The organism is Bacillus sp. N3378-2at, from assembly GCF_033412715.1.
Lineage (GTDB): Bacteria > Bacillota > Bacilli > Bacillales > Bacillaceae > Bacillus > Bacillus subtilis.
Genome location: NZ_CP117986.1, coordinates 3,340,728 through 3,365,399, shown reverse-complemented (window position 1 = coordinate 3,365,399; position 24,672 = coordinate 3,340,728). Strand labels below are relative to the sequence as shown.

23 protein-coding genes are annotated in these 24,672 nt (G+C 38.5%); 10 read left to right on the top strand and 13 right to left on the bottom strand.

Annotation, left to right across the window (positions count from 1 at the left end; genetic code table 11):
* Nucleotides 1–9 precede the first annotated feature (9 nt).
* From comFA to degS, 4 genes are all read right to left on the bottom strand, one after another.
* A complete protein-coding gene (gene comFA / locus PUN35_RS17980) occupies nucleotides 10–1,401 on the bottom strand; it encodes an ATP-dependent helicase ComFA (protein WP_014481052.1) in 1,392 nt (463 codons plus the stop codon).
* Between the two features lie 106 nt (nucleotides 1,402–1,507).
* Complete coding sequence (locus PUN35_RS17975) at nucleotides 1,508–2,353, bottom strand: DegV family protein (RefSeq protein ID WP_014481053.1); 846 nt, start codon at nucleotides 2,351–2,353, stop codon at nucleotides 1,508–1,510.
* Nucleotides 2,354–2,450: 97 nt separating this feature from the next.
* Complete coding sequence (gene degU / locus PUN35_RS17970) at nucleotides 2,451–3,140, bottom strand: two-component system response regulator DegU (protein ID WP_014481054.1); 690 nt, start codon at nucleotides 3,138–3,140, stop codon at nucleotides 2,451–2,453.
* An 82-nt stretch (nucleotides 3,141–3,222) separates the two neighbouring features.
* Entirely contained in the window at nucleotides 3,223–4,380 is a 1,158-nt protein-coding gene (gene degS / locus PUN35_RS17965) for a two-component sensor histidine kinase DegS (protein WP_003227983.1), read from the bottom strand.
* A 216-nt stretch (nucleotides 4,381–4,596) separates the two neighbouring features.
* Between degS and PUN35_RS17960 the strand changes: the two genes are divergently transcribed.
* The 9 genes from PUN35_RS17960 to PUN35_RS17920 all read left to right on the top strand — a co-directional run bounded on the left by PUN35_RS17960 (nucleotide 4,597) and on the right by PUN35_RS17920 (nucleotide 11,991).
* Complete coding sequence (locus PUN35_RS17960) at nucleotides 4,597–5,250, top strand: YigZ family protein (RefSeq protein ID WP_014481055.1); 654 nt, start codon at nucleotides 4,597–4,599, stop codon at nucleotides 5,248–5,250.
* The gene (locus PUN35_RS17955; protein WP_014481056.1) at nucleotides 5,250–6,242 is read left to right on the top strand and encodes an LCP family protein; all 993 of its coding nucleotides are present in this window, start codon (nucleotides 5,250–5,252) and stop codon (nucleotides 6,240–6,242) included. The genes PUN35_RS17960 and PUN35_RS17955 overlap by 1 nt, the downstream gene beginning before the upstream one ends.
* Nucleotides 6,243–6,848: 606 nt before the next feature.
* On the top strand, nucleotides 6,849–7,304 hold the full coding sequence (locus tag PUN35_RS17950; RefSeq protein ID WP_041516563.1) for a hypothetical protein: 456 nt from the start codon (nucleotides 6,849–6,851) through the stop codon (nucleotides 7,302–7,304).
* Between the two features lie 48 nt (nucleotides 7,305–7,352).
* A complete protein-coding gene (locus PUN35_RS17945) occupies nucleotides 7,353–7,808 on the top strand; it encodes a hypothetical protein (protein ID WP_014481057.1) in 456 nt (151 codons plus the stop codon).
* A 50-nt stretch (nucleotides 7,809–7,858) separates the two neighbouring features.
* Entirely contained in the window at nucleotides 7,859–8,311 is a 453-nt protein-coding gene (locus PUN35_RS17940) for a hypothetical protein (RefSeq protein ID WP_014481058.1), read from the top strand.
* Between the two features lie 75 nt (nucleotides 8,312–8,386).
* Nucleotides 8,387–9,166, top strand: a complete 780-nt coding sequence (locus tag PUN35_RS17935) for a hypothetical protein (RefSeq protein ID WP_014481059.1) — start codon at nucleotides 8,387–8,389, stop codon at nucleotides 9,164–9,166.
* The gene (locus PUN35_RS17930) at nucleotides 9,153–9,944 is read left to right on the top strand and encodes a hypothetical protein (protein ID WP_014481060.1); all 792 of its coding nucleotides are present in this window, start codon (nucleotides 9,153–9,155) and stop codon (nucleotides 9,942–9,944) included. The genes PUN35_RS17935 and PUN35_RS17930 overlap by 14 nt, the downstream gene beginning before the upstream one ends.
* 844 nt (nucleotides 9,945–10,788) lie before the next feature.
* Nucleotides 10,789–11,448: an ATP-binding cassette domain-containing protein gene (locus PUN35_RS17925; protein WP_014481062.1), complete on the top strand. Its 660-nt coding sequence runs from the start codon at nucleotides 10,789–10,791 to the stop codon at nucleotides 11,446–11,448.
* A 27-nt stretch (nucleotides 11,449–11,475) separates the two neighbouring features.
* Nucleotides 11,476–11,991, top strand: a complete 516-nt coding sequence (locus PUN35_RS17920; protein WP_014481063.1) for a hypothetical protein — start codon at nucleotides 11,476–11,478, stop codon at nucleotides 11,989–11,991.
* Nucleotides 11,992–12,063: 72 nt separating this feature from the next.
* Here the strand turns inward: PUN35_RS17920 and PUN35_RS17915 are convergent, their stop codons facing one another.
* The 9 genes from PUN35_RS17915 to PUN35_RS17875 all read right to left on the bottom strand — a co-directional run bounded on the left by PUN35_RS17915 (nucleotide 12,064) and on the right by PUN35_RS17875 (nucleotide 23,165).
* Entirely contained in the window at nucleotides 12,064–13,140 is a 1,077-nt protein-coding gene (locus PUN35_RS17915) for an MraY family glycosyltransferase (RefSeq protein ID WP_014481064.1), read from the bottom strand.
* A gap of 144 nt (nucleotides 13,141–13,284) precedes the next feature.
* Nucleotides 13,285–14,478: a teichuronic acid biosynthesis protein TuaH gene (tuaH, locus tag PUN35_RS17910; RefSeq protein WP_014481065.1), complete on the bottom strand. Its 1,194-nt coding sequence runs from the start codon at nucleotides 14,476–14,478 to the stop codon at nucleotides 13,285–13,287.
* A 28-nt stretch (nucleotides 14,479–14,506) separates the two neighbouring features.
* The gene (gene tuaG / locus PUN35_RS17905) at nucleotides 14,507–15,265 is read right to left on the bottom strand and encodes a teichuronic acid biosynthesis protein TuaG (protein WP_014481066.1); all 759 of its coding nucleotides are present in this window, start codon (nucleotides 15,263–15,265) and stop codon (nucleotides 14,507–14,509) included.
* 29 nt (nucleotides 15,266–15,294) lie between these two features.
* A complete protein-coding gene (tuaF, locus tag PUN35_RS17900; RefSeq protein ID WP_014481067.1) occupies nucleotides 15,295–15,969 on the bottom strand; it encodes a teichuronic acid biosynthesis protein TuaF in 675 nt (224 codons plus the stop codon).
* Nucleotides 15,970–16,010: 41 nt separating this feature from the next.
* On the bottom strand, nucleotides 16,011–17,465 hold the full coding sequence (gene tuaE / locus PUN35_RS17895) for a teichuronic acid biosynthesis protein TuaE (protein WP_014481068.1): 1,455 nt from the start codon (nucleotides 17,463–17,465) through the stop codon (nucleotides 16,011–16,013).
* 875 nt (nucleotides 17,466–18,340) lie between these two features.
* Entirely contained in the window at nucleotides 18,341–19,681 is a 1,341-nt protein-coding gene (gene tuaD, locus PUN35_RS17890) for a UDP-glucose 6-dehydrogenase TuaD (protein WP_269466493.1), read from the bottom strand.
* 187 nt (nucleotides 19,682–19,868) lie between these two features.
* The gene (tuaC, locus tag PUN35_RS17885; RefSeq protein ID WP_014481070.1) at nucleotides 19,869–21,044 is read right to left on the bottom strand and encodes a teichuronic acid biosynthesis protein TuaC; all 1,176 of its coding nucleotides are present in this window, start codon (nucleotides 21,042–21,044) and stop codon (nucleotides 19,869–19,871) included.
* 22 nt (nucleotides 21,045–21,066) lie between these two features.
* A complete protein-coding gene (gene tuaB, locus PUN35_RS17880) occupies nucleotides 21,067–22,506 on the bottom strand; it encodes a teichuronic acid biosynthesis protein TuaB (protein WP_014481071.1) in 1,440 nt (479 codons plus the stop codon).
* Between the two features lie 23 nt (nucleotides 22,507–22,529).
* Nucleotides 22,530–23,165: a sugar transferase gene (locus tag PUN35_RS17875; RefSeq protein WP_014481072.1), complete on the bottom strand. Its 636-nt coding sequence runs from the start codon at nucleotides 23,163–23,165 to the stop codon at nucleotides 22,530–22,532.
* Nucleotides 23,166–23,416: 251 nt separating this feature from the next.
* On the opposite strand from PUN35_RS17875, the gene PUN35_RS17870 reads away from it, so the two are divergent.
* Nucleotides 23,417–24,541, top strand: a complete 1,125-nt coding sequence (locus PUN35_RS17870) for an IS4-like element IS4Bsu1 family transposase (RefSeq protein ID WP_031601042.1) — start codon at nucleotides 23,417–23,419, stop codon at nucleotides 24,539–24,541.
* The last annotated feature ends 131 nt before the right edge of the window (nucleotides 24,542–24,672 follow it).

The following is a 24,672-nucleotide window of genomic DNA, read 5'->3' as shown; positions in this document are numbered from 1 at the left end:
AAATAATGGCTAGTCTGTACATTCAACTTTTGCTGCCAATTCATTCATTTCTTTTATATGCTTTCTTGCATCGAGCATACTCTTTGTTTTGCCGAAGTGAAAGAAAATGACATCGCCGTCCGCATATTCTTTATGCCGGCCGGTTCTTCCTGCAATTTGAACAAGTGCGCTTTCCGTAAAGATAGGTGATTCCGCTCCTAGTACACCCGTTTGCACCTTGGGGACTGTGACGCCTCTTTCCAGTATTGTTGTTGTGATTAATAGATCGAGCTGACCATCTCTGAATTGCTGCACTTTCTCCTTTCTATGCTTGTCTTCCGCGTGCACAGATGCGGTTCGGCAATGAACACCTCTAAAGCACGCAGCAGCCTTTTCCAGAATAGAAACGGAAGGAACGAATAAAAAAACAGGCCTCCCTTCTTTTACATGAAACTCTATCCATCTTTTCACCGCTGGCGGAATTTTATTTCGGTTTAATTTCTTCTTCCAGTTTCCACACCATACAAAGCGCGGTTCGGGTAAAGGTTTCCGGTGGTGTCTTGCGGGGATGCGAACTGAATGTAACTGTCCGTTCAGTGCTTTTCTTTTTAATTCTTTAGGAGGTGTTGCACTTAAATAAACGAGGGTGCTGTTTTTCTTTCTTGCTTTTTGAACAGCGAATTGAAGGGTTTGATCAGCGGAATATGGAAAAGCGTCAACTTCATCAATGATCATAACATCGATTGCATCTTTATATCGCAAAAGCTGATGCGTAGTGGAAATCATAAGCGGAGATAGCCGCCCTTTGTCATCGCTTCCTCCGTAAAGCGCTGAAATGTCAGCCCCCTGAAAGGCAGCCTTGAGCCTTGGAGCAAGCTCTAATACAACATCGGTGCGAGGTGTTGCAATACATACACGCAGTCCTTGATTTAACGCTGATTCTATACCAGGAAACAGCATTTCTGTTTTGCCAGCGCCGCAAACCGCCCAGATGAGGAGCTCTTCTTTTTTTGATATTGCTTCAATTAAAACATTGGCGGCTTTTTGCTGTCCGCTTGAAAGCTTGCCGTCCCATGTCAGTTTAATTGACTGCCAGTTTGGTTCATTTTCCTCTTCCCATGAATATAAAGGAACCTCCTCACTCACTCTGCCCATCATGACACAGGAACGGCAATACAGCTTATTCTTTCCAGATGAGTGATAAAAAGAATAATACCGCTGATCAGTTTGGCCGCACCTATTACATCTATATCCCCGTTTATTTATGGATATAGAATTTTCAGCAGTGATATATCCATTCTTGATATGCCATTCAATCATCTCATCGGAAAATGAGAGCTCAGTCCTGAGCAAATGACGGCTTCGAAGCGTCTGCTGCAATTCTCTAGAAAAGGAACTGTTTTTTTCAACTGGCACATTCACATAGCATGCCTCCTTTCGGAGACAGTATGCCTGAATGAATATTTTCTGTCCAACAATTAAAATAAGAATATAAAAAAATCTCCGCTCTAAAAACGGAGATTTGGCCTTATTTAAAACACCAGCAAATTCCTAACGCACCTTCACCCAAATGAGTGCCGATTACCGCGCCAAAATAGCTGTTATAAAATTCAACATGAGGATATTTTGCAGAAAGCTCTTCAATGATTTTCGCTGCTTCTTCCTCTCGATTAGCGTGGATAACAGCAGCTCGCATAGGCAACCCTTTACTCGCATCTTCGTCTAAAAGCTCATAAATTCGCGAAATTGCTTTTTTACGTGTGCGAATCTTCTCAAAAGGCACAATTACCTTATTGTCAAAATGAAGGATAGGCTTTACCTTTAGAAGACTACCAATGAAGGCTTGGGCGCTGCTTAATCGCCCGCCGCGCTGAAGATGAGCTAAGTCATCTACCATAAAATAAGCTCGAACTGTTTTTTTCATTTCTTCCAGTTCTTTTATAATATCTTCCGGCGATGATGCTCCGTTTTTGATTAATTCAGCAGCTTTAAGGGCATAAAAGCCTTGAGCCAAGCAGCTGATCTCTGAGTCAAATGGATACACATCAATATTGTCGACCATCGAATCAGCCGCTGCTGCACTGCTGAATGTTCCGCTGATCCCGCTGGAAAGATGGATACTGATAACCGCATCATAAGACTTGCCAAGCTCTTCATACAACGCAACCAGCTCGCCGATTGGCGGCTGAGAAGTCGTCGGGAGCTCATTATGTTTTTTCACTTCTTCGTAAAAGCTTTTCCAGTCCAACTCAATTTCTTCACGGTAAGTCTCCTCCCTAAAAACAACCTGGAGAGGGATCATATGTATCTGATGTTGTTCACGTATTTCTTTCGGAATATATGCCGTGCTGTCTGTTACGACTGCAATATTCATAGCTTCGATACCTGCCTTATTGCTTTATAACTCTATTGTAAGGGAAACGGCAGCCTAAAAAAAGACCTGCCTAGAAAAAGGCAAGTCTCCTATTATACTATCTCATTTCTACCCAGCCATTTTTAATGGCGACCACAACGGCTTGCGTCCGGTCGTTTACATTGATTTTTTGTAAAATATTGCTGACATGGTTTTTAACGGTTTTCTCACTGATAAACAATGATTCACCAATTCCGCGGTTGCTTTTTCCGTCTGCAAGCATCTGCAGCACTTCACATTCCCGCCTAGTTAAAATATGTAATGGTCTGCGGATTTCAGGGTAAACCTCATGTTGAGGGTGTGCAGAAACTCCGCTTGTTGCAAGGCGGCGGAATTCGTTAACGAGGTTGTGAGTAACCTTCGGATGAAGGTAAGATCCGCCCTCAGCCACTACTTTAACCGCTTCAATTAATGTATCAGCATCCATCTCTTTCAGCAGATAACCTCTTGCACCTGTTTTCAGGGCATGTGTTACATAATTTTCGTCATCGTGAATTGATAGAATAATTACTTTAGATTCAGGATACAGCTCTACAAGCTGTTTTGTAGCTTCCACACCATTTACGTTTGGCATATTGATATCCATGATCACAACATCAGGATGATAGTGCTCAACAATACGAGCCGCTTCGTCCCCGTCATCACCTTCGGCTACCACTTCAAAGGTAGGTTCAAAATCCAATATCCGTTTAACACCTTCACGAAATAACTGATGGTCGTCGATAATAACAATGTTTACTTTAGTCACAAGCCACGCCTCCTTGTATTATTGTTCTATATACTCTAGCATTCGGTCAATATGCCTTTTGGCTCTATTTTACAAATCATAGTCAAAGAGATAACGGAACCTTAATCATAATAAATGTCCCAAGACCTATTTTCGAATCTATTGTCATCGTTCCTTCCAATAAATCTACTCTTTCTTTCATGCCCAGCAAGCCGAATGATTTGTTTTTCTTCTCTTTCGCTTCCTTCAGGTCGAACCCTTTACCGTTATCTTTTATCATTAAAATCACAAAATCCTTTGTGATCTCAACTTTGACTGTAATTTCTTCAGATTCAGAATGCTTTAGCGCATTAGACACAGCTTCCTGTGCGAGCCTGAAGAGCGCAACCTCAAACTGAGGCGCTAGCCTCTGATCCTCTGTTTCTCCAATGCACTGAAAATGTATTTTGACCTTCCCGTTATATTCCTCGGTTGTATATAGATATTTTCTTAAAGTTGGAATCAGGCCTAGGTCATCAAGGGCCATCGGTCTTAAATCATATATAATCCTTCTCACTTCGTAAAGGGCATTCCGAACATTTTGGCGTAGATTTTTAATTTCTTGGAATCCGTCCTCTGCGCCCCGGTCACGGAAAATCCGCTCGATTAATTCCGATCTCATCATAACATTCGCCAGCATTTGAGCGGGTCCGTCATGGATTTCTCTTGAGACTCTTTTTCGCTCTTCTTCCTGCGCCTCAATAATCCTTAAGCCGAAATCCTGTTTTGCCTGAGCATCAGCAAGAAGCAGTCCAACTTCGCGCAAATCCTGATTCAAGTAGTTGAGCACAACTGTAATTTGGCTTACTAATGATTCTGACCGCTCAATGATTTCCTGAAGCCCTAGCAATCTGCGCTCCAAATCGTCCCGCCGTTCGCGCAATTGCTTCTCACGCTGCTGGATCATCGTCAATTCTACCTGCAGCTTATGGGCTTTTTCATAAGCATTGCGGATTTCCTCTTCACTGAATCTATGAAAATTACGGCTGACCTCGGATAAACGGTTTCTCGCATGGCGGGTTTGCACTTCAAGTTTATCGCCAAGCTCGATCACTTCATACACCTGCTGTTTAATTTGTTTCAGTTCTTCGACCAGCTGTTCATACTGCTGGCGTGACTGCTCCCCGATTTGAAAAACTTCGTCCTTGCTCCCGTCAACGGTTTTCAGCATCTTCATCAAAATAGAATCCAGCACTTTGGAATCCATCTTTGTTTTATTCATAATTTCCCTCCGTCACGGCGTTGTCATATATTTTTATTATAAATGTAATTGATCTGCAAATTATGTCGAATTATAATGAAAGAATGCGTATATTCTAGAAAAAAACATTTTTATATACTATCTACTCTTTATGATACCAAAATACGCACAAAAATTCTAAAGACTGTACGAATTTGTATAGGCAGTCTTTTATGCTTAGCAGGAGGGTCAGCTAGCATGCTGCACAGCTATTTTACTGTGAAAGAAGCAGGAGAACACGAGATTGTTATAGAAAAATCGCGTTTTATCTGTCATTTAAGCCGTGTTTCTACCGAACAAGAGGCACAGGAATTTATACAGAAAATAAAGAAACAGCACTGGAATGCGACTCATAATTGCTCGGCTTATGTTATTGGCGAGAATGATCATATCCAAAAAGCCAATGATGACGGGGAACCAAGCGGTACAGCGGGAGTGCCGATGCTCGAGGTTTTAAAGAAACGCAGACTGAAGGATACTTGCGCCGTCGTTACACGCTACTTCGGAGGCATTAAGCTTGGTGCTGGCGGATTAATTCGCGCTTATGGGAAATCAGTGTCTGAAGGATTAAATCATATAGGTGTTGTAGAACGGAAGCTTATGCGAATCATGCATACTTCTGCAGATTACACATGGCTTGGCAAGATTGAAAATGAATTAAGGGAGTCACAATTTCTGTTAAAGGAAATCCATTATGCGGAAAACGTTGAATTTGAAGTATACGTAAATGAGAAAAGAATTTCAGAATACTCTCAATGGATTTTAAATTTAACGAATGGATCATGTTATACTAAAAAGGGTATTTTGATATATCTTGAAAAACAAGTTGAAAATCAAAAGGAGAATAAATGATGCCAGAACGAGTTAAGGTTCGTGTAAAGAAAAAAAAAAATAAACGAAAAATTATTTTAAAGCGTATATTATTGCTCTTTTTCCTATTTTCTATAGTATTCGCAGGAATAATTGGATATAAAGTATATAAAACGCTTCAAGCAGCTGATAGTTCCTATAAAGAATTAGATCGTGGTGAAAAGTCGAAATTACGCAAAGAAGTAGTTGATCTTAAGAAAAAACAACCTTTTTCTGTACTTTTGTTAGGAGTCGAAGACTATGCAACAGGCGGAAAAGGAGGAAGAACCGATTCTATTATTGTCGCTACTATCAATCCTAAACAAAAGACCATGAAGTTACTGAGCATTCCTCGAGATACAAGAGTTGAAATATCTGGTGATACTTCTGGGACAAAAACGAGAATTAATTCTGCATATGGGAAAGGCGGAGCTCAAACAACTGTTGAAACGGTTGAAAAGCTCTTAAATATACCAATTGATTACTATGCTACTGTGGATTTTAAAGGCTTCAAAAAAACAATTGATGAAGTTGGTGGAGTTGATGTTGAGGTCCCCTTTGATTTTAATGAGAAAAGTGATACATCAAAATCTAAAAAATTCTATTTTCAAAAAGGGAATATGCATCTAAATGGGGAAGAGGCTCTTGCCTATGCACGGATGAGAAAACAAGATCCACGGGGTGACTTCGGGCGTAATGATAGACAAAAACAAATTTTGATGGCCATGTTAGATCAAGTCTCAAAACCTTCTAATCTTGCAAAAATTGATACCCTAGCAGATCAAGTAAGTGATAACATAACAACAAATTTAAGGATTACCCAAGTCCTAGCACTTCAACAAATTTTTAGCGGTTTTAAAGGTAACGATGTTGAAACATTAACTCTAAAAGGCTCAGATTTATATATCGGAAATAAGTACTTCTTTCAACCTGATGATGAAGAATTAACAAAAGTTCAAGAAGAACTTTATAACTTTTTGTACCCTGATAAATAATAATTCACAATATCCGTACTTTTACTGACAAGGTTTTAGACTTTGATTAAAAAGAGGCAAAGAATTTAATTTCTTTGCCTCTTTTTTGTTTTTTATATCCTTAGGCATCAGATCTTTATATGCCCAAAAAAACTCTTAAAGACCAATAGTTAAAGTTAATTGATTTGGTATGAATTCACGATACTCCACATATTCTTCAGTTTAATTTTGAGGATAACTGAAGGATTTCCTCCGGAAAAATCTATAGGTTTGCAACATTAAATGCAAACCCTGCCACTATGGTACAAATACCCACATTAAATCCACACCAATTTTAGGGGAATTAACTCTCTTAACGTAAAGACTTAATACCCATACTATTCTTTCTTTTAGATACTCTCCCCCTACATGTTAAAAGCCAACTCCACTAAATCCAAACAAGCATTCAAGACACCTTAAAATCAGTATTTAGTCAATTAGTACTTTAAGAAGCAGAGACTGTTAAAATATAAACAAATTATCCTTTAAAATTAGATTAATTTTCTATTTGAACCTTTAATTCCTTATAAACTATAGTATAATTACACAGAAAATCTAATTAAAGGGTTGGTTAAGGAGGTGAAAAAATTGAAAACTAAATTTAAAAAACTTATTGGAGCAGTAACTATTACAGGTTTAGTATTAACTGGTTTTGCTGCAACTAATGCTCAAGCAAAAGCAAATACGAGTGATTCCAGTTTCAATTTGAAGTTTAATGGTAATAGTACAGCTTATACTCCAGCTAGAACTAAATACAACTCTACAAGTGCATACATTAATGTCAAAATAATTAGTGACGGCGATCCGTACTATAAAGTATCTCTTGTAAAGTCAAACGGGAAAAATTTCTCTAAAACATGGACATATACATTCGGCACATATGATGCTGAAAATCCTAAATTAGCTAAACACTATATTAAGAATTATGCTATGGAAGATAGTAAAGGTTCCCCTATTAGTGTAAAAATTAAAGCAAAAGGTTATAGAGGAGCCGCTAGCTATAATTGGCACTCCCGTGGTGTATGGAGCCCTGATTCCATCTAAAAAAGTAAGCTCTTTAAAAATTAAAATTGTGTATAAGGAGAATCGTATATGAAAACTAAATTTAAAAAACTTATTGGAGCAGTAACTATTACGGGTTTAGTATTAACTGGTTTTGCTGCAACTAATGCTCAAGCAAAAGCAAATACGAGTGATTCCAGTTTCAATTTGAAGTTTAATGGTAATAGTACAGCTTATACTCCAGCTAGAACTAAATACAACTCTACAAGTGCATACATTAATGTCAAAACAATTAGTGACGGCGATCCGTACTATAAAGTATCTCTTGTAAAGTCAAACGGGAAAAATTTCTCTAAAACATGGACATATACATTCGGCACATATGATGCTGAAAATCCTAAATTAGCTAAACACTATATCAAGAATTATGCTATGGAAGATAGTAAAGGTTCCCCCGTTAGTGTAAAAATTAAAGCAAAAGGTTATAGAGGAGCCGCTAGCTATAATTGGCACTCCCGTGGTGTTTGGAGCCCTGATTCCATCTAAATAGTTTAACTGGTTCTTTAATTTTAAATTATGAATAAGGAGAATCATATATGAAGGCTAAATTCAAAAAACTTATTGGAGCTATAGCGATCGTAAGTTTAGTATTTACAGGTTTTGCTGTAAGTAATGTAAGTGCTAAAGGAAATACTAAAGATACCAATTTTTCTTTTCATTTCACCAACAGTACAAGTGGAAAATATGAATATACTGGTTCAAGAGAAAAGCGTGATAATACAAGCGCTTATATGAGCCTTAAAAGCATTAGTATGACAGGTGCTGTTCATTATTCTGCAGAACTTGTTACCAGCTCGGGAAAAAGTTTTTCCAAACGGTATCGCTACGTATTTGGAAACAACTTCAGACTTTATCCTAAAACACAATACTTAAAAAACTATGCTCACGAGGATTACAAAAAAACAATTAAAGTAAAAATTGAAGCAACAGGCTATGGAACAGTTAATAGTTGGGGTGCTGCTGGTGTTTGGAGTCCTGACTCCGTCTAAAAGATAATTTAATCTCAAATGATAAGATATGAAAGTTTCTTTCATATCTTATCATTTATGTAAAGGAGATTTGTAATGTTTAAAAGTATAACAACTAGAGGCTTCACTAAAAGTACAACTTTATTCATTTTGATTTTAGGTTCTTTAATAGCTATCTTAGATGTTGTGGAAAATAATGTTATTCACTTAAAACCATCTGATTATTGGGATTATCCTCTCGGTGTATATAACTGGTGGTTTTTATTTAATCCAGAAATATACCTTTCAATCATTATCACTGTTTTTCCATTGCTAGCATCAGTACCATATGCAGATTCTTATATCGAAGAAAAGAAAAGTGGATTTTTAAAAAATATTCTACTAAGGCAAAACAAAAACAAGTATTTAACAACAAAGTTTTTCATTAACTTTTTAATTGGTGGGATGGCATCGATTACTCCACTTGTATTAAACTTAATCGTTTATTTCTCATTGTTACCAGCTATTAAACCAAACATATACTTTGGTAATATTCCCGTTTTTGGTTTTTTACCTGATCTATATGTAAATCATCCTTTAATATATATAATTATAAGAATTGGAAACTGTTTTATTTTTGGAGGCATTTTTGCTTCAATTGCTTTGACCTGCAGTCTTTTTGTAGAAAATCGTTATATTGCTATTGGTATACCTTTTTTTATTTACACAATTTTAGACATTATTTTAGATACATTTAACTTTCAAAGCTACTCTCCGCTTAAATTTTTATTTTTAGATGTCCCCTTTACATATGGAATCTACGTCATTGCAACGGTAACAATAATCATACTTTTTGTTGTCTTTTGTGTTGGAGGTAAAAAGAGTGAGAACATTTAGACTCTTCATTTATGTATGCAATCACACTAAATATTCTATATTGTTAACAGTTTATCTCGCTGCTTTACTCATGTATTACCAAATAAAAAATAACATTGACTTTGATAAACTTTCGATATTTGATTTTCTGTCTGACTTAAATGGTATCATGGGACTTACTAATAAGAATGTGATGGTATTTATTCTTATCCCTTTTATCTGTTTAACAATATTATTAATTATGAAACGAGAAGAAACATATAATAGAATAATTAAATTACCATCTAGAACATCGGTTTGGAATAAAACTGTAATAATCTCTTTGGTTTACACCTTTATATTGACATTTATTTTAGTTTTGGGAGGATATTTAATAGGTGGTTTAATTTTTGGTTACGAAAATAAATGGATAGGAACCAACGGACAAATCACTGTACTCTTAAACAATAACAAGATACCGAATCCAGAACAATACTTAAATAAGCTTTCAACATTTAATGTTTTAACAATCATTTTTTTAACTAAATTTTTGTGCTTATCAATAATAGCATTAAGTACCGCCATTATTAAAACCATTATAAAAAATAGCAGTTTGACTCTTTTGTGTATATGCATATACAGTTACATTGATGCTATGTATCTAAATCCTTCTTTATTTATAAATAAATCCATCCTTGATGTAAATAACTGGTTGAATTTAAGGAATGTATTAATTAATAATGTTTATTTCATCATCTTACTATTTGCTCTATATTTCATAGGCCGTGAGTTATACTCGAAAAAGGACTTTAAAAATTAGGAGGAAAAATACTACTTGAATGATATAAATATTGTATTCAAACTGCTAATAAGAGATATACGCAACAATTTTCACAGGAATAAGTGGAAGTATTTTTTACTTATTATATTAGTATGTTACATATCAATAATGAATTCTAATCAGTTTGAAGATACATCTATGAGTATAATTGAACTTTTTTATCTGAACTTTAAGGATGTAGGCTTTATTAATAACTATGAATTAAACAGTGTCCCAACAATTTGGATGATTATAAATATATTCGTGATATTTATTTGTGGCGATGCATTGTACTATGATAGCAAATTAAATGTTTACCTTTTACTAAGAGTTCAGAAAATCCATCTATATTGGATTTCTAAAACCTTGTTTATTATTTTAAATATTATAAGTACCTATCTAGTTTTATTACTTGTTACTTATATAGTAGGTTTGATATACAATTTAAACTCTTTGAATTGGAACATGCCTGCTGTCAATATTATAAATGACTTAAGCTTTAAACAGGTTACTGAAGGAAAATTTTTAATTATCATTTTCACACTATATGCTTTAACATCTATATCACTGACTTTAATTCATGTGTTTTTCTCTTTTTATATGAATTCCAACTATAGTTTTTTAATAGTCGCTATCCTAATATGTCTTTCTATATTTATAAATAACCCATTGCTTCCGGCAATACATTCAATGATTCTTAAACATACTATTTTTGAACCCAGTCATCATCTTACGCTTCAATATTCGATATGCTATAACGTCTTGTTAAGCATTTTTTTATTTTTTGCTATTTATATTTCTTTTAAAAAAAAGGATTTAATTTAAATGAAAGCAGAGGATTAACATGTCAAAAAGTGCATATTTAAAAGTAGAACACCTTACAAAAAAAATTAGAAAGCAAGTTCTAATAGACGATATCAGTTTACAGTTAGATCGAGGGAAAATTTATGGATTTACAGGAAAAAATGGATCAGGAAAAACAATGCTATTTAAGGCAATATGTGGTCTTATTAAACCGTCAAGCGGATTTATTGAAATTAACGGAAAAAAACTTGGAGGGAAAATCTCTTTCCCAGAGAGCGTTGGAGCTATAATAGAATATCCAGGATTTTTACCTAACTATACAGGGTTTAAAAACCTTAAGATGATAGCAGATATAAAAGGAATACTCACTGAGGATCAAATAAAAAACACAATAGAATCCGTCGGTTTAAACCCTGATGATAAAAGAAAATTTAAAGATTATTCTTTAGGTATGAAACAAAGACTTGGAATTGCCCAGGCAATTATGGAAGATCCAGAACTAATTATTTTAGATGAACCTACCAATGCTCTTGATAAAGATGGAATATCACTTGTAAAAAATTTATTAATAGAACTAAAAGAGAAAAATAAGTTAATCCTTCTTGCTAGCCATGAATCAGAAAGTTTAGAGTTTCTTTCAGATGAAATTTTCATGGTAGAGAAAGGGACAATTATCAATCATACAATACTAAAATCATGAGACATTAAATTCAAGGGAGAATTTAAAATGTTTAAAAAGAAAACATATATTTTATTACTAATAAGTTTTTTAATATTATTTTTTGTTTATCGTGTCTACGTAATAAACAAAAATGTTCCTGCTGAATTTTCAATTGAGTATTTTCCTAAAAAAGAAGTGATAACATGTGATAATATAAATATAAAGGTTTTATCTTCAGAAATAGGAGACAAAAAAGACAATATAATTCCAATATCAATTGAAGCAGAAATTCAAAATAAAAGTAATCATGTAACAACTGATGGAGCATTGTTTATTGAAACAATGCTCGGTATAGACAATTATACAAGTCAAACGAATGAAGGCAAATTTGATATGAGTAAATTAAAAAAATTGAAGCCACATCAGTCAACTAAAATAAAATTGGTTTATCAAGTCGATGACTTTGCCCTTCAAGATAGAAGTGAAAAATTAAAACTGTATCTGCCAACTAAAATGTATAATAATGAAGTCCATGATAAATATGATCAAGGGGTTCGTTATGCTAAAGCAATTAAGCTATAAACAATATTAAAAAAAAGGATTTCTAAGTTGAATGTACTTTCATCATCTTAGAAATCCTTTTTTCATTGTTCTTTAATTCCTTTTCACCAGACGTTTATAAAACTTCGTAAACGGCTTAAATTTTTCATTTACGAGTCCTGTCACTTCTGCTATGATCTGCATAAAAATGATTAAAATGAAGATAATAAACAAAGAAAGCCAAATTGTGGCACTTTTAAGCACAATCGCACTGATACTGAAAATAAATCCAATCAAATAAATAACTAAGACTGACATCCGATGTGAAAGGCCAAAGGCCATCAGTCTATGGTGAATATGCGACTTATCAGGCGCTGAAATCGGCTGTTTGTTTAATATTCTCCTGATGATAGCAAATGTTGTATCAAAAATCGGTACGCCTAATATAATAATCGGGATAACGATACTGAACAATGTGACACTTTTATACAGGCCTAATAATGAAAGAATCGAAATACTATACCCTAAAAAAAGTGATCCCGTATCTCCCATAAAGATTTTTGCCGGGTGGAAGTTGTAAAACAAAAACCCCAGCGTGCTGGCAATAACGACTAATGAGAGTGACAGAATGAGCACTTTTCCGCCGGATAGCGCCATGACAGCGATCGTTGACAGGCCGATAACAGAAAGACCGGCAGCAAGGCCATCCAATCCATCAATCAGGTTAATTGCGTTCGTGATGCCGACAATCCATAATACCGTCAGCGGATAAGCCATCCATCCTAACTCAAATCGTTCTGTTAAAAAAGGTACTGAGAAAAAGTCCATTTTTAAGCCAGTGCTTACAACCATAATGGCTACACCTAATTGAATCAAAAACTTAACTTTTGCACTTAATTGATATTTATCGTCAAGAATACCTAACACAATAATGATGAATGCTCCGACTGTAATTGCCGTCATCCTTGTTTCTGTGTAAATACCGGATGCAAGCACGCCTGCAACCACCCCGATAAATATGGCCAGCCCGCCCATGCGGGGCATGATTTTGTCATGTACTTTTCGATTGCTGGGCTGGTCAACTGCACCTATTTTAATCGCAATCCTTTTTACGATTGGGGTTATGATTAAAACTGTCAGCAGCGAGACAATAAACGCAACAACAATGCGAATCATGCGTTCGTCAAGCATAAAGAAGTCTCCTTTGGAATTAAATGAAGTCTTTATTTATATAGAGAACCGTTCCTTCCATTATACCTTCTCCTTAGTTATTATAACAAGCTTCATCAAAAAGAAACACGTATAATCAAAAAACGCGCATCCCAATTTATAGGACTACGCATGTTTTTGAATCCCTGTATATTTCATAATTTGTCTAAATAAGCAATTCCAATCTTGTGTGCGAGCGATGTTTCGGCGCATTTCTTTATAGGTTTCGTCTCCGTTTTGTTCGAGAACTTTTTCACAAGCTGCTATAAAATCAATTGGATGATCACCTTCTACATATTCGTATACATACGGCTTTTGCATTTTTGAGGTTGACGGAAGATTAGAGCCGACGACAGGTTTTCCTGCCGCTAAAAATTCAAATAGTTTCAGTGGAAACACAGCTTGATTATACGGTGATTGTTTATAAGGCATGATGCCAATGTCGATAAGCTCCATAAAATGCGGAACTTCTTTCGGATCCGCCGGGCCGGTCCATATAACATTGGGAAGCCTCAGCAGCTCTTGAAACGAAACGTCACCATTGGTGGCATCCGGGCCAACCCATAAAAATGTCCAATCAGGCTTTTGCAGGGCGGCTTCTTCAATCATTTTAAAATCGAGCTTCGGTTTAATTCCGCCGATAAAACCTAACACTGTTCCTTCTCTCCCCTGCAGTATACTGCGATCGGGAGCTTGTTTATTTGCAGAAAACAGCTCATACTCCACACCGTTTTCCACTGTATGAACCTTTTCTCGTCCTGCAGTCAGTTTTTTGTCTACTTCCTTGTGAAGATAATCTGATGAACAGGTTATTGAATCTGCTCGTTGTATAATTCTCAGCTCTGCCGTTTTAATGACTTTTCGCCGGAATTCAGACAGCAGATTTGATCGGCCGCTGATCGGCGCAGCCCATAAGTCACTGCAGTCATAAATGACCTGATCCCAAGGATACAGCGAAGACAGCAGCGGGAATCCGGGAAACGTGTACCATAAACAGCAGCGTTCACCGTTTGCAGAAGCAGGTGTAAGCTCATCGAGTAATGGGGAGAGCTTATGTTTGTAAAAGACATCTGTATATCGTCCGAAACGAAACATTTTTTTCTGCAGCAGGTCTTTGACAGCGAATTGCCTGATGCCAGAATGGACTTCCTGAAACTCTTTCCCTTGGGCACGCGGAGCCGGACATACCCAAATAACTTCCTTCGTTTCCTCCTGAGCAGCTAAAAATTCTGCCAGCCGGTGCCTTCTGTATCTCAATTGGTCTTTTCCCCATTCAGCAGTGGCAACGATGACATGAATGATTGCTTCTTTTGTTTCCACCTTCATCACCTTTTCTCTCTGTTTGCGGCTATAATCTTTTTTTCACCGCGTTTTTTGCATATTGAACAAAACACCATGTTGCTTTCATAAAATGAAGCCGTTCGATCTCCCTGTAGACAAACCACGTTTTTTTCGCAGCCTTCCATTTGTTGCTGGAAATCGATGTTTCAACGATGCGGTATTCGGCGAGGGGTTCGTTCAGTCCGTATGCCTTGAATCCCCGCTTTAATACGGATAACCATGTCGCCAAATCCTGACGGGTTCTAATATTCGGCATACGGATATCACCGGTTTGCTCCCTGTCAATCATTACCGTCAAGCAACCAATAATCGTATTTTTTAATACATCATCATATGTAAGGCTCATGGGTGCATGAATGGTTTTATGAAGTGGTTTGCCGTCTTGGCTGATCAGCTCGTATGCCGTAAATGTGAAAGCATGCTGATGCTTCCTCATGAAGGCAAGCTGCTTTTCCAGCTTTTCTGCTTTCCATACATCATCGCTGTCCAAAAATGCGACATAGTGCCCTTCGGCTTTGCTGAGCGCCGCATTTCGTGCAGCTGCAGCACCTTGATTTTCTTTCAGAAAAATAGCATGGATCCGGTCATCATCTTCTTCATAGCGCTTCAAAATGTCTCTTGTCCCATCTGTTGAGCAATCATCCGCAATAATCATTTCCCAGTCGGAAAACGTCTGATTTAAGACGGACTGAATGGTTTTTTCGATATATTCCTCCGCGTTATAGGAAGGCGTAATGACAGAGATTAAAGGTTTTTGCCTCGTCATGGTCCTGATCCACATCCCCAATTATAAATTTAACGTTCTCTGAAAACTTCCGGAACAACAATAATAAAAAATGACAGCGCCAAACCAATCAATACGCCCAATACCGCTCTTTTTTTAGGCGACATGCCGACAACCTGGTTATCTAGTACGTTCAAGGGCTCAATTTCTTCAGCAGCCTTCATATCAAGCTTGCTTGTTTCAAGTTCATACAAAAACCGCTGTTTGTCAACTTTTGAATCAGAGCTGACTGTTTCGCCTTCAAGCGCCTTAATATTATTTTCAATGACTTCTTCCCTTTTTGAAAAAAGCGCCTTATCGCCTTTCATATAGGCGTCTTTGATTTTTCCTAAAGTATCCGATGTTTTCTGTTTGTCAGGCCCTGTGTAGCTTAAATTAAAAAGCGAATCCGTTCTGATTTCAATCACCAGATCGTCTTTCAACTGCGCCAAATCCTCTTCCGACATCCCCGGGAAAATATCCTTTAAAAAAGCTCCGTTTTTCAACAGCAGCGGTACTTGTTTTGCATTGTTGTACTTAGCTTCTCCATAGTTTCCGGTTGATATCGTTACAGTAGCCGTGTAATCAGACGGAGCAACACTCCCCTTCGGTATAAAATAGCCCACAAGACCAAGAATAAGAGGAAGCACAATTATCGCCACAATAAACTTTTTCACTCTACCAGCAATACGTTTGATTAAATTCATCACATGAATTTCTCCCTATTTTTAAATTAGCTTTTCAAAAATTATCTATACTGTTCGGTTTCATCTGTTCCGCTGATTCTAAAAGTGTTAATTGCCGCTATAACAAGGGCGAGAAACACCCAATGGAAGTATAAATTCGAAACGGAACTCGGGCTGATACTTGACACAAGGAAAGCGACAAGCGCGGCTGTCAAACCTTCAATGAGAAGCTTTGGCCGCCTTCCAAGCGATCTTTTATAATACCGGTAAAGCACAGTTATTAAATAAATGTACATTGTTAAATAACCGAGCATCATCACAACTCCAAAGTTCGTCATGATCTCAACGAGCCAGTTATGAACCTCGACGACCTGATCCGTATCGAACAGTGCATGATGTTCCAAATAATAAGGTACATTGCCTGCGCCAACGCCAAATCCGTAAGTATCCAGCACATAATGGCCGGCGTTTTTCAACAAGTTTGCCCTCCCTACATTGGATGGCAGCGGCTCGCTGAAATCGTGTATTGTTTGCGGAGCTAAAAAGTATGTATAAAAAGCTCCAGTAATCTTTCCTGCAAACAGGGTGACAAAAGCGATACATCCTGCAGCTGCGGCGATGAGCGCCCATTTTTTAAGCATCTTCGGCAGCAAAATGAACGTATAAACGGCAAGTCCGGCTATAACTCCTAGGATACTGGCTCTTGATCCAGTCAGAAAAATCAAGTAGGCCGAACAGAACGCAAGGATCAATCCTGCTATTTTTAAATAGCTGTTTTTAATGTTTTTGAAAAAAGATAAATAAAAGCAAAAGCTGATGGACAGAAATGTCGCAAAGTCATTTTGATTGAAAAAAACGGATGTCGGATAGTGCTGTTTATAGTGCGGCCCGTTGTAAAGGGTCGAGCTCGGCAGGTGGTTGAATGTAAAGTGATTGTAAAACCCTATCCCCATTACAAATACGGTCATGACCAGCCATATGTAATAAAATGCGAAAATGCGATCCAATTTTTGAAAAAACATGACAATCAGAAAAACGAAGAACATTCCCATTGCCAATAGGAACATATATTTTATGCCATCAGTAACAGATTTGACCCAAAGCAGTGAAATCATTCCATAACAGAACCAAAATGCGAAAAACATTAGTATGCCTTTGACACGCACCTGATTCCACTTTTCAAGGTGTCGGCTGCCTTTCAACATTTCTGCTATGAATATGAATCCTGCCAGAATCAGAAGAATTCGATATGGAAACAGGCTGAAAAAGCCCAATTTAATCGTAAAAAAAGCATTGTTGGCAAAAGTTGCAGCGATCAGCAAATATAATACGGGCATTAGCAATTGCTCAGATGACATATACTTCCTGAGCACAACGATCGAAGTCAGTGCAATCATAATTAGACATGCTAGCAAGATTTTTTTTGCATTGGATTGGGCCAATACAATGCATGCTAACCCTGCGGTCAATGCGGCGAGCCAAACCAGAACATTGACCGCGGAACGTTTGAGACTCATTTTTCCCCCTCCTTCCGCTTCTTTCTGGAAAAGGGCTGCCGATATCAGACAGCAGCCAGTAATTTTACATATTCTTTCTATATTATGATTTGATACGTTCTTTTCCAGTCCTTAAGCGATTGGCATTTTGGTTACCAGTTTTAGATATTCTATGTTCCGTACAGTGTGATGTGGATATTCTCCCGTTTGATTAGGCTTTGAGCGCCTTGACGTTGGCAGAAACCACAACATTGCAATAAAATCCACGTATCCAAAAATCACCGGAGCCTTACCGCTGGGTAGCAAATTGGAGAAAGTTGATACAAGATCTCTTCTCCTATTCCGTCCTGGCGTGGCCCATATACGTTGCTATATCGTAAAATGCTAGAATCTGTTCCATACAGATCATAGGCTGGCTTTAATTAGCTCATCTACCATAAGTTTCGCCCCGTATGGTGAGTCTGGATTTGTTTTTATTTTATGACAGATGTCGACAGGCGGATATATCCGGATATCCATAAACAGCCGCTGATTATGCAAAGACGATCTATTTCACATTGCATTCACTCACTGCTATCAGAATATGGAGCTAGTCCCTAATATTGATGTTTTCATCATCTAAAAAACGCTGACAGATTCTGCTATGCTCATTTGTGCAGCTAAATGAATAATATAATCGAGATCAATGCTTTTGATACATCGATGCCTTTCGGCTTCGTAATATCCTGCTCATGAAAGTCAATCGGGAGGCCGTCAATGTTGATTTGGTGTCCCGTAGTTAACTTAACAAGAATTGAAACTCCATTAATTCTCTTTCAGAAGGTGTTCAGCAATATGCGAGCCGATAAAGCGCACCCACTGTCATTAGTACTTTTCCCATTGTTATCTCCCATCATTTATACGTTGGTCAGAATTCCTTCTACCTGTACTTCCGGCCGTCCGATTGAATGATAGATCATACCTTCGTTTCTCATTTTTTCAACTTCAAATATATTACGTCCATCGATTAAGACGGGATTTTTCAAAGCGGCCTTGAGTTTGGTAATATCCATGTTCTGTATCTCATGCCACTCTGTCAATATGACGCAGGCATCCGTATCTTGAATCGTCTCATACAGATCTTCGCTGTAAACAGCTTGATCGCCCAGAATCTTTTCTGCTTCAGGAACCGCAATCGGATCAAACGCTTTGACTTTAGCACCAAGACTTCTCAGCGTCGGAATGACATCCAGAGATGGAGCTGAGCGCATATCGTTTGTATTAGGCTTGAATGCCAAACCAAGAATTGAAATGGTCTTGCCGTTTAAATCGCCGAACACATCAAGGAGCTTCTGCACAATGTGGGCACGCTGCTTTTGGTTCGTCTCGATGACGGCTTCAATCATTTTAAAAGGGTAGCCGGCTGACTTCGCGATATGCAATAAAGCCATTGTATCTTTAGGGAAGCAGGAGCCACCAAAGCCGATTCCGGCTTTTAAAAATTTATTGCCGATTCTGCTGTCGAGTCCGACACCTTCAGACACCTTTGATACGTCAGCTCCGACTCTTTCGCAAATATTCGCGATATCATTAATGAACGAGATCTTTGTAGCCAAAAATGCATTTGCAGCATATTTAATCATTTCTGCACTTTCAAGGTTAGACTTGACAATTTTCGTTTGAAAAGGCTTATGAAGTTCTTCAATTATCGCAGCAGCCCTTTCGCTTGTCGCGCCGATGACGGCTCTTTCCATATTCATCGTATCGTAAATAGCTGTTCCTTCACGAAGGAATTCGGGATTCGAAACGACGTCGAAAGGAACTTCTCCTTTTGAAATACGTTGTATGATACCTTGTATGAGCTTTCCAGTGCCAACAGGGACAGTGCTTTTGTTGACGATGACTTTATAGCCGTTCAGATGCTTTCCGATCATTTCGGCAACAGATTTAACAAATGTCAGATCTGCTTCCCCTGTTTCCGACATCGGTGTTCCGACTGCAATATAAATAATCTCAGCTTCTTCAATCGCTTTTGGAATATCAGTAGAGAAAAATAAGCGATTTTCGTTTACGTTTTTATCCACAAGCTCTTTTAGGCCGTTCTCATAAATCGGCATTACTCCGGCTAAGAGTCCTCTTATTTTTTCAGCGTCGATATCACAGCAGACAACTGAGTTTCCCACTTCAGCAAAACAAGTTCCAGACACCAGCCCGACATATCCCGTCCCAATGACAGCAATTCTTTTCAACATTATCATTCCCTTCTTTCAGCTGACCCTTCAAATCCAATAGCTTGATTTAGGTAATGACTTTAACTCTTTCTATTGAAAAAATCTGGGTATTTTGTTTTCCCAATCATTATTTTATTAGCTTAGACGCAAATAGATGGATTTAGACAGTATTATATTCCACATTCATATACCATATTAACCGACAGATCCTAACTTAATTGTTCTTGACAACATCCTTATACACATCCAGCAACTTGCCGGCATTTTGAAAGGCGTCATAATCATCGAGCACCGTTTGATACAGTTCTTCAGCAATGACTTCTTGCCAAGTGCCGACTTCCAAATATCCCTTGACAGCTTCTGTAATGCTTGAAGCCGAGCGGGGCTTGATCAGCAGATGTTCATGCTTTCCGAATAAAGACGGAACCCCTCCGACCGCCGTACAAAGCACCGGAACCTTGAGGGCGAGCGCTTCAATGACAACAGTCGGCATCCCTTCTGAATACGAAGGGAGCACAAACAGATCAGAGGCAGCCAGATATTCAGATATTTGAAGGTTTGAGACCTGCCCCATTAATATTGCTTTTTCACCGGCGATTTGACGGATATGCTGCTTCTCCGGTCCATCGCCGATGAATACAGCTCTGTAGCTGTCATCAAGCGACCTGACCGCTTCAGCCAGCTCGGCTACACCCTTTCCTTTCACCAAGCGACCGACGAACGTCAGCAATTTTTTGTCTGTCGGCAAGCCGAGTTTCTCCCTCAATTCAAGTGTTGAAGCGGAGTTTTTTTGAAAATTGTCCAGGTTGACGCCGATAGGAAGCACCGAGCAATCAGCACCGGTCATTTCTTTTGTTTTGGCTTTCAAAGCATCGCTGACAGCCAAAACTTTAGCTGCAGCATGCACAGCCATATCAAATGCTCGAAAAGCGCCTTTGCTGTAATGAGGATAAATATTGACATCGCTTCCGTGCAAAGTTAGAACATAAGGAACCTTCAGCCTCTGTGCAATAACGGCAGCGGCACCCCCGGATGGCATCGCGAAATGGGCATGGATAAGATTCGGCGCAAGGCTGTACTTCTCGATCGTCCTCAATACTGACTTTGCGATCCGGCGATGCGGCTGAGCCCATTTTAGCTGTCCCGGCAGAGCTGTATATGGTGGTCTGTAAACCGGGATACCTTTTCTTTCTTCATATTCCGGGACTGTTCGTGTTTGGCGGTACTTTTTTTTCAACAGCCTCAGAGGAGCAGGGTTCACAGGTAATGGACATATGACTGTCACATCAACGCCCTGCATATACAACGCCTGAACCTGTGTTTCATGAAAAACACCTTCTCCCGGTTTTTGACTACTTGGATAAACACTGGTAATCCAAAGAACCTTCAATGATGAACCGCCCTTTCTGCTGTCATCTTCCTAATTGGGCCCTCATAGCCCGCCGATATAATTTGCTGACCAAAAAAACGTAAAAAATCCCGCTTATCCCGACTGAAACTGTCAGCTGAAGCATGGCGCCGTGAAGCAGATGTCTGCTGCCAACGCTCAAGACAAGCGCCAGCAATGCCATAAGCAGCGTCAAGGTGAGCGGTTTTCCAACGGTTCGAAAATATACGCCCAGCTTCAGCTGAATGACATATTTGAGCAGCCATCTGCCAATAAAGAAATTAATCAGGCTGATCGCTGCATATGTCCAGGCGGTGGTCGTCAAATCATTCGTTAGTACCGCCGCATAAAGTGACAGCCCATAAAGGAGCATGATCCCGCTGTCCCAATAAAATGCCAGGTCTGCTCTCCCCTTCGCCAGCAAAACCGATCCGTTCGGATTCATCAGAACCCTGAGGAGTCCGACAATCGCGAGGATGTTCAGAACTGGTACAGCCTGCAGCCATTTTTCTCCGAAGGCGACTTCAATAAATAAATCTGAAACAGTCATCAGTCCGATCAGAAGCGGGAATGAAATCAGTGCGAGAAGCTTTGTCATATTTAAAAAACCTTCGCGCAGCGTTCGGTTATCTCCCTTATTTTTTGAGAAGACAGGAAACGCTACCCGTGTCACGATCGGGTTGATTTTTAACACGGGAATCGTAATAATCTGATAAGCTAGGTTATAGATTCCCAAAGCTTCCGCACCGAGAAACCGTCCGATCAAAATCATGTCGATATTGGCGCCAAGTCTGTTTACAAGCCTGGAAGCAAGCTGAAATGCGCCGAAAGAGAAAAATTCTTTCACTTCCCCTAATGCAAAGACAAAAGAAGGACGCCATTTTTTAAAATATACAGCAAAAAACAAGATGCCTTTAACCGAATTAAGAAAAACTTGTGAAAATGCATAGGCCACAATTGGATCCATCAGAAAAACCAAAACGAGCAGGAGCACAAATGACAAAATGGTGACCCCGGCTTCTATTTTGCTCAACACATTGAACTTCAGTTCTTTTTGCAGCATATATTGATACTGCTGCCCGACCGGGGCGATTAAAAACATGCCGGCCAAAATCCGCACAAGAAAAACCAGTTCGTCACGCTGATAAAAGTCTGCGATAAAGGGACTCAGGCAAAACAGGCCGATAAACAAAAGGATACCTGTTAAGATATTCAGCCAATACAAAGTAGATAATTGGCGTTCACTGATATTCTCCTTTTGAATTAAAGCGGCTCCAAATCCCATATCGAGTACAATTTGTGTGAAAATAGTAACAGTGGTCAGCATCCCGACCAAACCGAATTCAGCAATTGTCATGATATTGCCGAGCAGTGCAAACTGTATAATTTGAATAACCGTGACGATCAAGGTTGAAACACTTGTCCATTTTGCACCGCTTAATATTTGTTTCGTAATGGTAGACATAGCATATTCCTAACTTCCTCGTATTATCTGGCTCCTTCGCCAGTCAATACAACTTTAATCGTTTTTAGTATAACCTTTAAATCGAGAAGAAACGTTAAGTTCCGAATGTAATACAGATCGTGCACCAATTTTTCTCTCGGACTGATATCATAGCCTCCGTTTACCTGAGCAAGTCCCGTTAACCCCGGTTTAACAATTAAGCGATTTTTAAATCCCGGAATTTCGTTGTGAAACTGAGCGGTAAACATCGGTCTTTCAGGCCTTGGCCCCACAAGGCTCATGTCACCAGCCAGCACATTGATCAACTGCGGAAGTTCATCGATTCTTGTTCTTCTTATAAAAGACCCGACTGCAGTAATGCGCGGATCATCCTTCTGCGCCCATTTTGCACCGGATTTTTCTGCGTCAATTCTCATAGAACGCAATTTGATCACCTTAAAATGCTTCCCGTCTTTTCCGACGCGTTCCTGGCGGTATAAAGGGGAACCTGGTGTTTCGATACAGATTAATATACAAAACAGCAGAATAAACGGTAGTGTAAGAGCGAGCCCAATCAAGGAAAGGACGATGTCCATTACCCGTTTCATATATAAATATCGTACTGCTTTTTTAGATAGAGCACAGGAATATGTTTGCTGGCTTGAATATTCATTGTACATTCTTAAACTTTTGTCGATACTCACTAGCATACACCTCGATTAGTATGTTACTGTTAGATCTTTTCGTCAGTGTAGCATACGAACGTAAACATAATGTAAAGGAGTTATTAAAATTCACTAGTGTCGCATTAAAATAATTCAACGATTTATAAAAAACTAAATTTTCAGTAATTTTATCTTTGCATAAAAAAAGCCTTTATAATGGTAGGGCGGTAATAAACCATCCAAATCCAAAATAAAGGACAATAAGCATGGATAAGTTTACACGAAAAACATCATTTGAACAATGGTTTTCACCGATTTTCTCCACAAAACTCGAGGAATTGGTTGAAAGCTATCAATTAAATTACTATACAAAGAAGCTACATATTGCGTCATTCTTGAAATTGTTCGTATTCGCTCAGCTCAATGAAACCGAGAGTCTGCGTGCAGTCAGTGAGACATTATTTTCTGACGAGCTTCAAAAAGCGACGCATTTAGAAGCGATTAGCTTTTCGCAGCTCGGACGCCGATTAAATCAAGTGCCGACTGAAGTGTTCCAACAGGTATTTTTGGATTTAGTTGCCCAAATTCACGAGAAATCACATTATGAGCAGCGCCGAGAAACGACAACACCACTGAAAATTATCGACTCGAGTACGTTGCCATTGAACTTGAAAAACCATAAGTGGGCTGAATTCCGTAAAACAAAGTCGGGCATCAAGCTTCATTTACGTCTTGTTTACGCAGAAAAAGGCTGTTCCTATCCAGATAAAGCGGTGCTGACAAACGCGAAAGAACATGATCGTGGTCAGCTGGAAGTACTCGTTGACGACAAAGAATGCATGTACGTCTTTGACCGGGGTTACTTGGATTATGAACGATTTGACCGCATGACAGACGATGGGTATTTCTTTGTGTCACGCTTACGAAAAAACGCTGTCATTCGTGTAATCGAGCCATTTAAACTGCCTGAAGACTCGCTTGTGTTTTCAGATGAAATGGTTTTGATTGGTACACCACAAAACCGTGCAGAAAACGCTTTTCGCCTCATCAAAGTGCTCGATTCAAAAGGAAACGAACTGCATCTGATCACGAATCGATTTGATTTAAGCGCTGACGAAATCGCTGAGTTATATAAGTCGCGCTGGGCAATCGAGCTATTTTTTAAATGGCTGAAGCAGCACCTGAACATCAAAAAGTTCTACGCGCAGAGCGAACAAGGCGTACATAATCAAGTGTATATCGCAATGATTGTATATTGCCTAAATGTACTGGCACAGCTGAACACGAACAGTTCAAGGACGTACTTACAAATTAGTCGCTTACTCAAAGCGGCACCATGGAAATCCGCTCATTTATGGCTACGAAAAATCGTAGGGAAAACCGTGCCCTAAAGAATTTCACAGGTCTGTTGCACTCGTCAAAGATTATAGTAAAAAAATGGATGTTAACTACCTCTATTCAAATGTCTTTGTTTTTCTTCTCATGAGTAAAAACAAGAAAGCAGAAAATTCAGTCAAAATTT

What these genes read in the sequence shown, in the direction of transcription:
- PUN35_RS17975 (WP_014481053.1), bottom strand. Translation starts at nt 2,353, where the DNA reads ATGAATATTGCAGTCGTAACAGACAGCACGGCATATATTCCGAAAGAA.
- degS (WP_003227983.1), bottom strand. Translation starts at nt 4,380, where the DNA reads ATGAATAAAACAAAGATGGATTCCAAAGTGCTGGATTCTATTTTGATG.
- PUN35_RS17960 (WP_014481055.1), top strand. Translation starts at nt 4,597, where the DNA reads ATGCTGCACAGCTATTTTACTGTGAAAGAAGCAGGAGAACACGAGATT.
- PUN35_RS17955 (WP_014481056.1), top strand. Translation starts at nt 5,250, where the DNA reads ATGCCAGAACGAGTTAAGGTTCGTGTAAAGAAAAAAAAAAATAAACGA.
- PUN35_RS17945 (WP_014481057.1), top strand. Translation starts at nt 7,353, where the DNA reads ATGAAAACTAAATTTAAAAAACTTATTGGAGCAGTAACTATTACGGGT.
- PUN35_RS17940 (WP_014481058.1), top strand. Translation starts at nt 7,859, where the DNA reads ATGAAGGCTAAATTCAAAAAACTTATTGGAGCTATAGCGATCGTAAGT.
- PUN35_RS17935 (WP_014481059.1), top strand. Translation starts at nt 8,387, where the DNA reads ATGTTTAAAAGTATAACAACTAGAGGCTTCACTAAAAGTACAACTTTA.
- PUN35_RS17925 (WP_014481062.1), top strand. Translation starts at nt 10,789, where the DNA reads ATGTCAAAAAGTGCATATTTAAAAGTAGAACACCTTACAAAAAAAATT.
- PUN35_RS17920 (WP_014481063.1), top strand. Translation starts at nt 11,476, where the DNA reads ATGTTTAAAAAGAAAACATATATTTTATTACTAATAAGTTTTTTAATA.
- PUN35_RS17915 (WP_014481064.1), bottom strand. Translation starts at nt 13,140, where the DNA reads ATGCTTGACGAACGCATGATTCGCATTGTTGTTGCGTTTATTGTCTCG.
- tuaG (WP_014481066.1), bottom strand. Translation starts at nt 15,265, where the DNA reads ATGACGAGGCAAAAACCTTTAATCTCTGTCATTACGCCTTCCTATAAC.
- tuaF (WP_014481067.1), bottom strand. Translation starts at nt 15,969, where the DNA reads ATGAATTTAATCAAACGTATTGCTGGTAGAGTGAAAAAGTTTATTGTG.
- tuaE (WP_014481068.1), bottom strand. Translation starts at nt 17,465, where the DNA reads ATGAGTCTCAAACGTTCCGCGGTCAATGTTCTGGTTTGGCTCGCCGCA.
- tuaD (WP_269466493.1), bottom strand. Translation starts at nt 19,681, where the DNA reads ATGATAATGTTGAAAAGAATTGCTGTCATTGGGACGGGATATGTCGGG.
- tuaB (WP_014481071.1), bottom strand. Translation starts at nt 22,506, where the DNA reads ATGTCTACCATTACGAAACAAATATTAAGCGGTGCAAAATGGACAAGT.
- PUN35_RS17875 (WP_014481072.1), bottom strand. Translation starts at nt 23,165, where the DNA reads ATGTACAATGAATATTCAAGCCAGCAAACATATTCCTGTGCTCTATCT.
- PUN35_RS17870 (WP_031601042.1), top strand. Translation starts at nt 23,417, where the DNA reads ATGGATAAGTTTACACGAAAAACATCATTTGAACAATGGTTTTCACCG.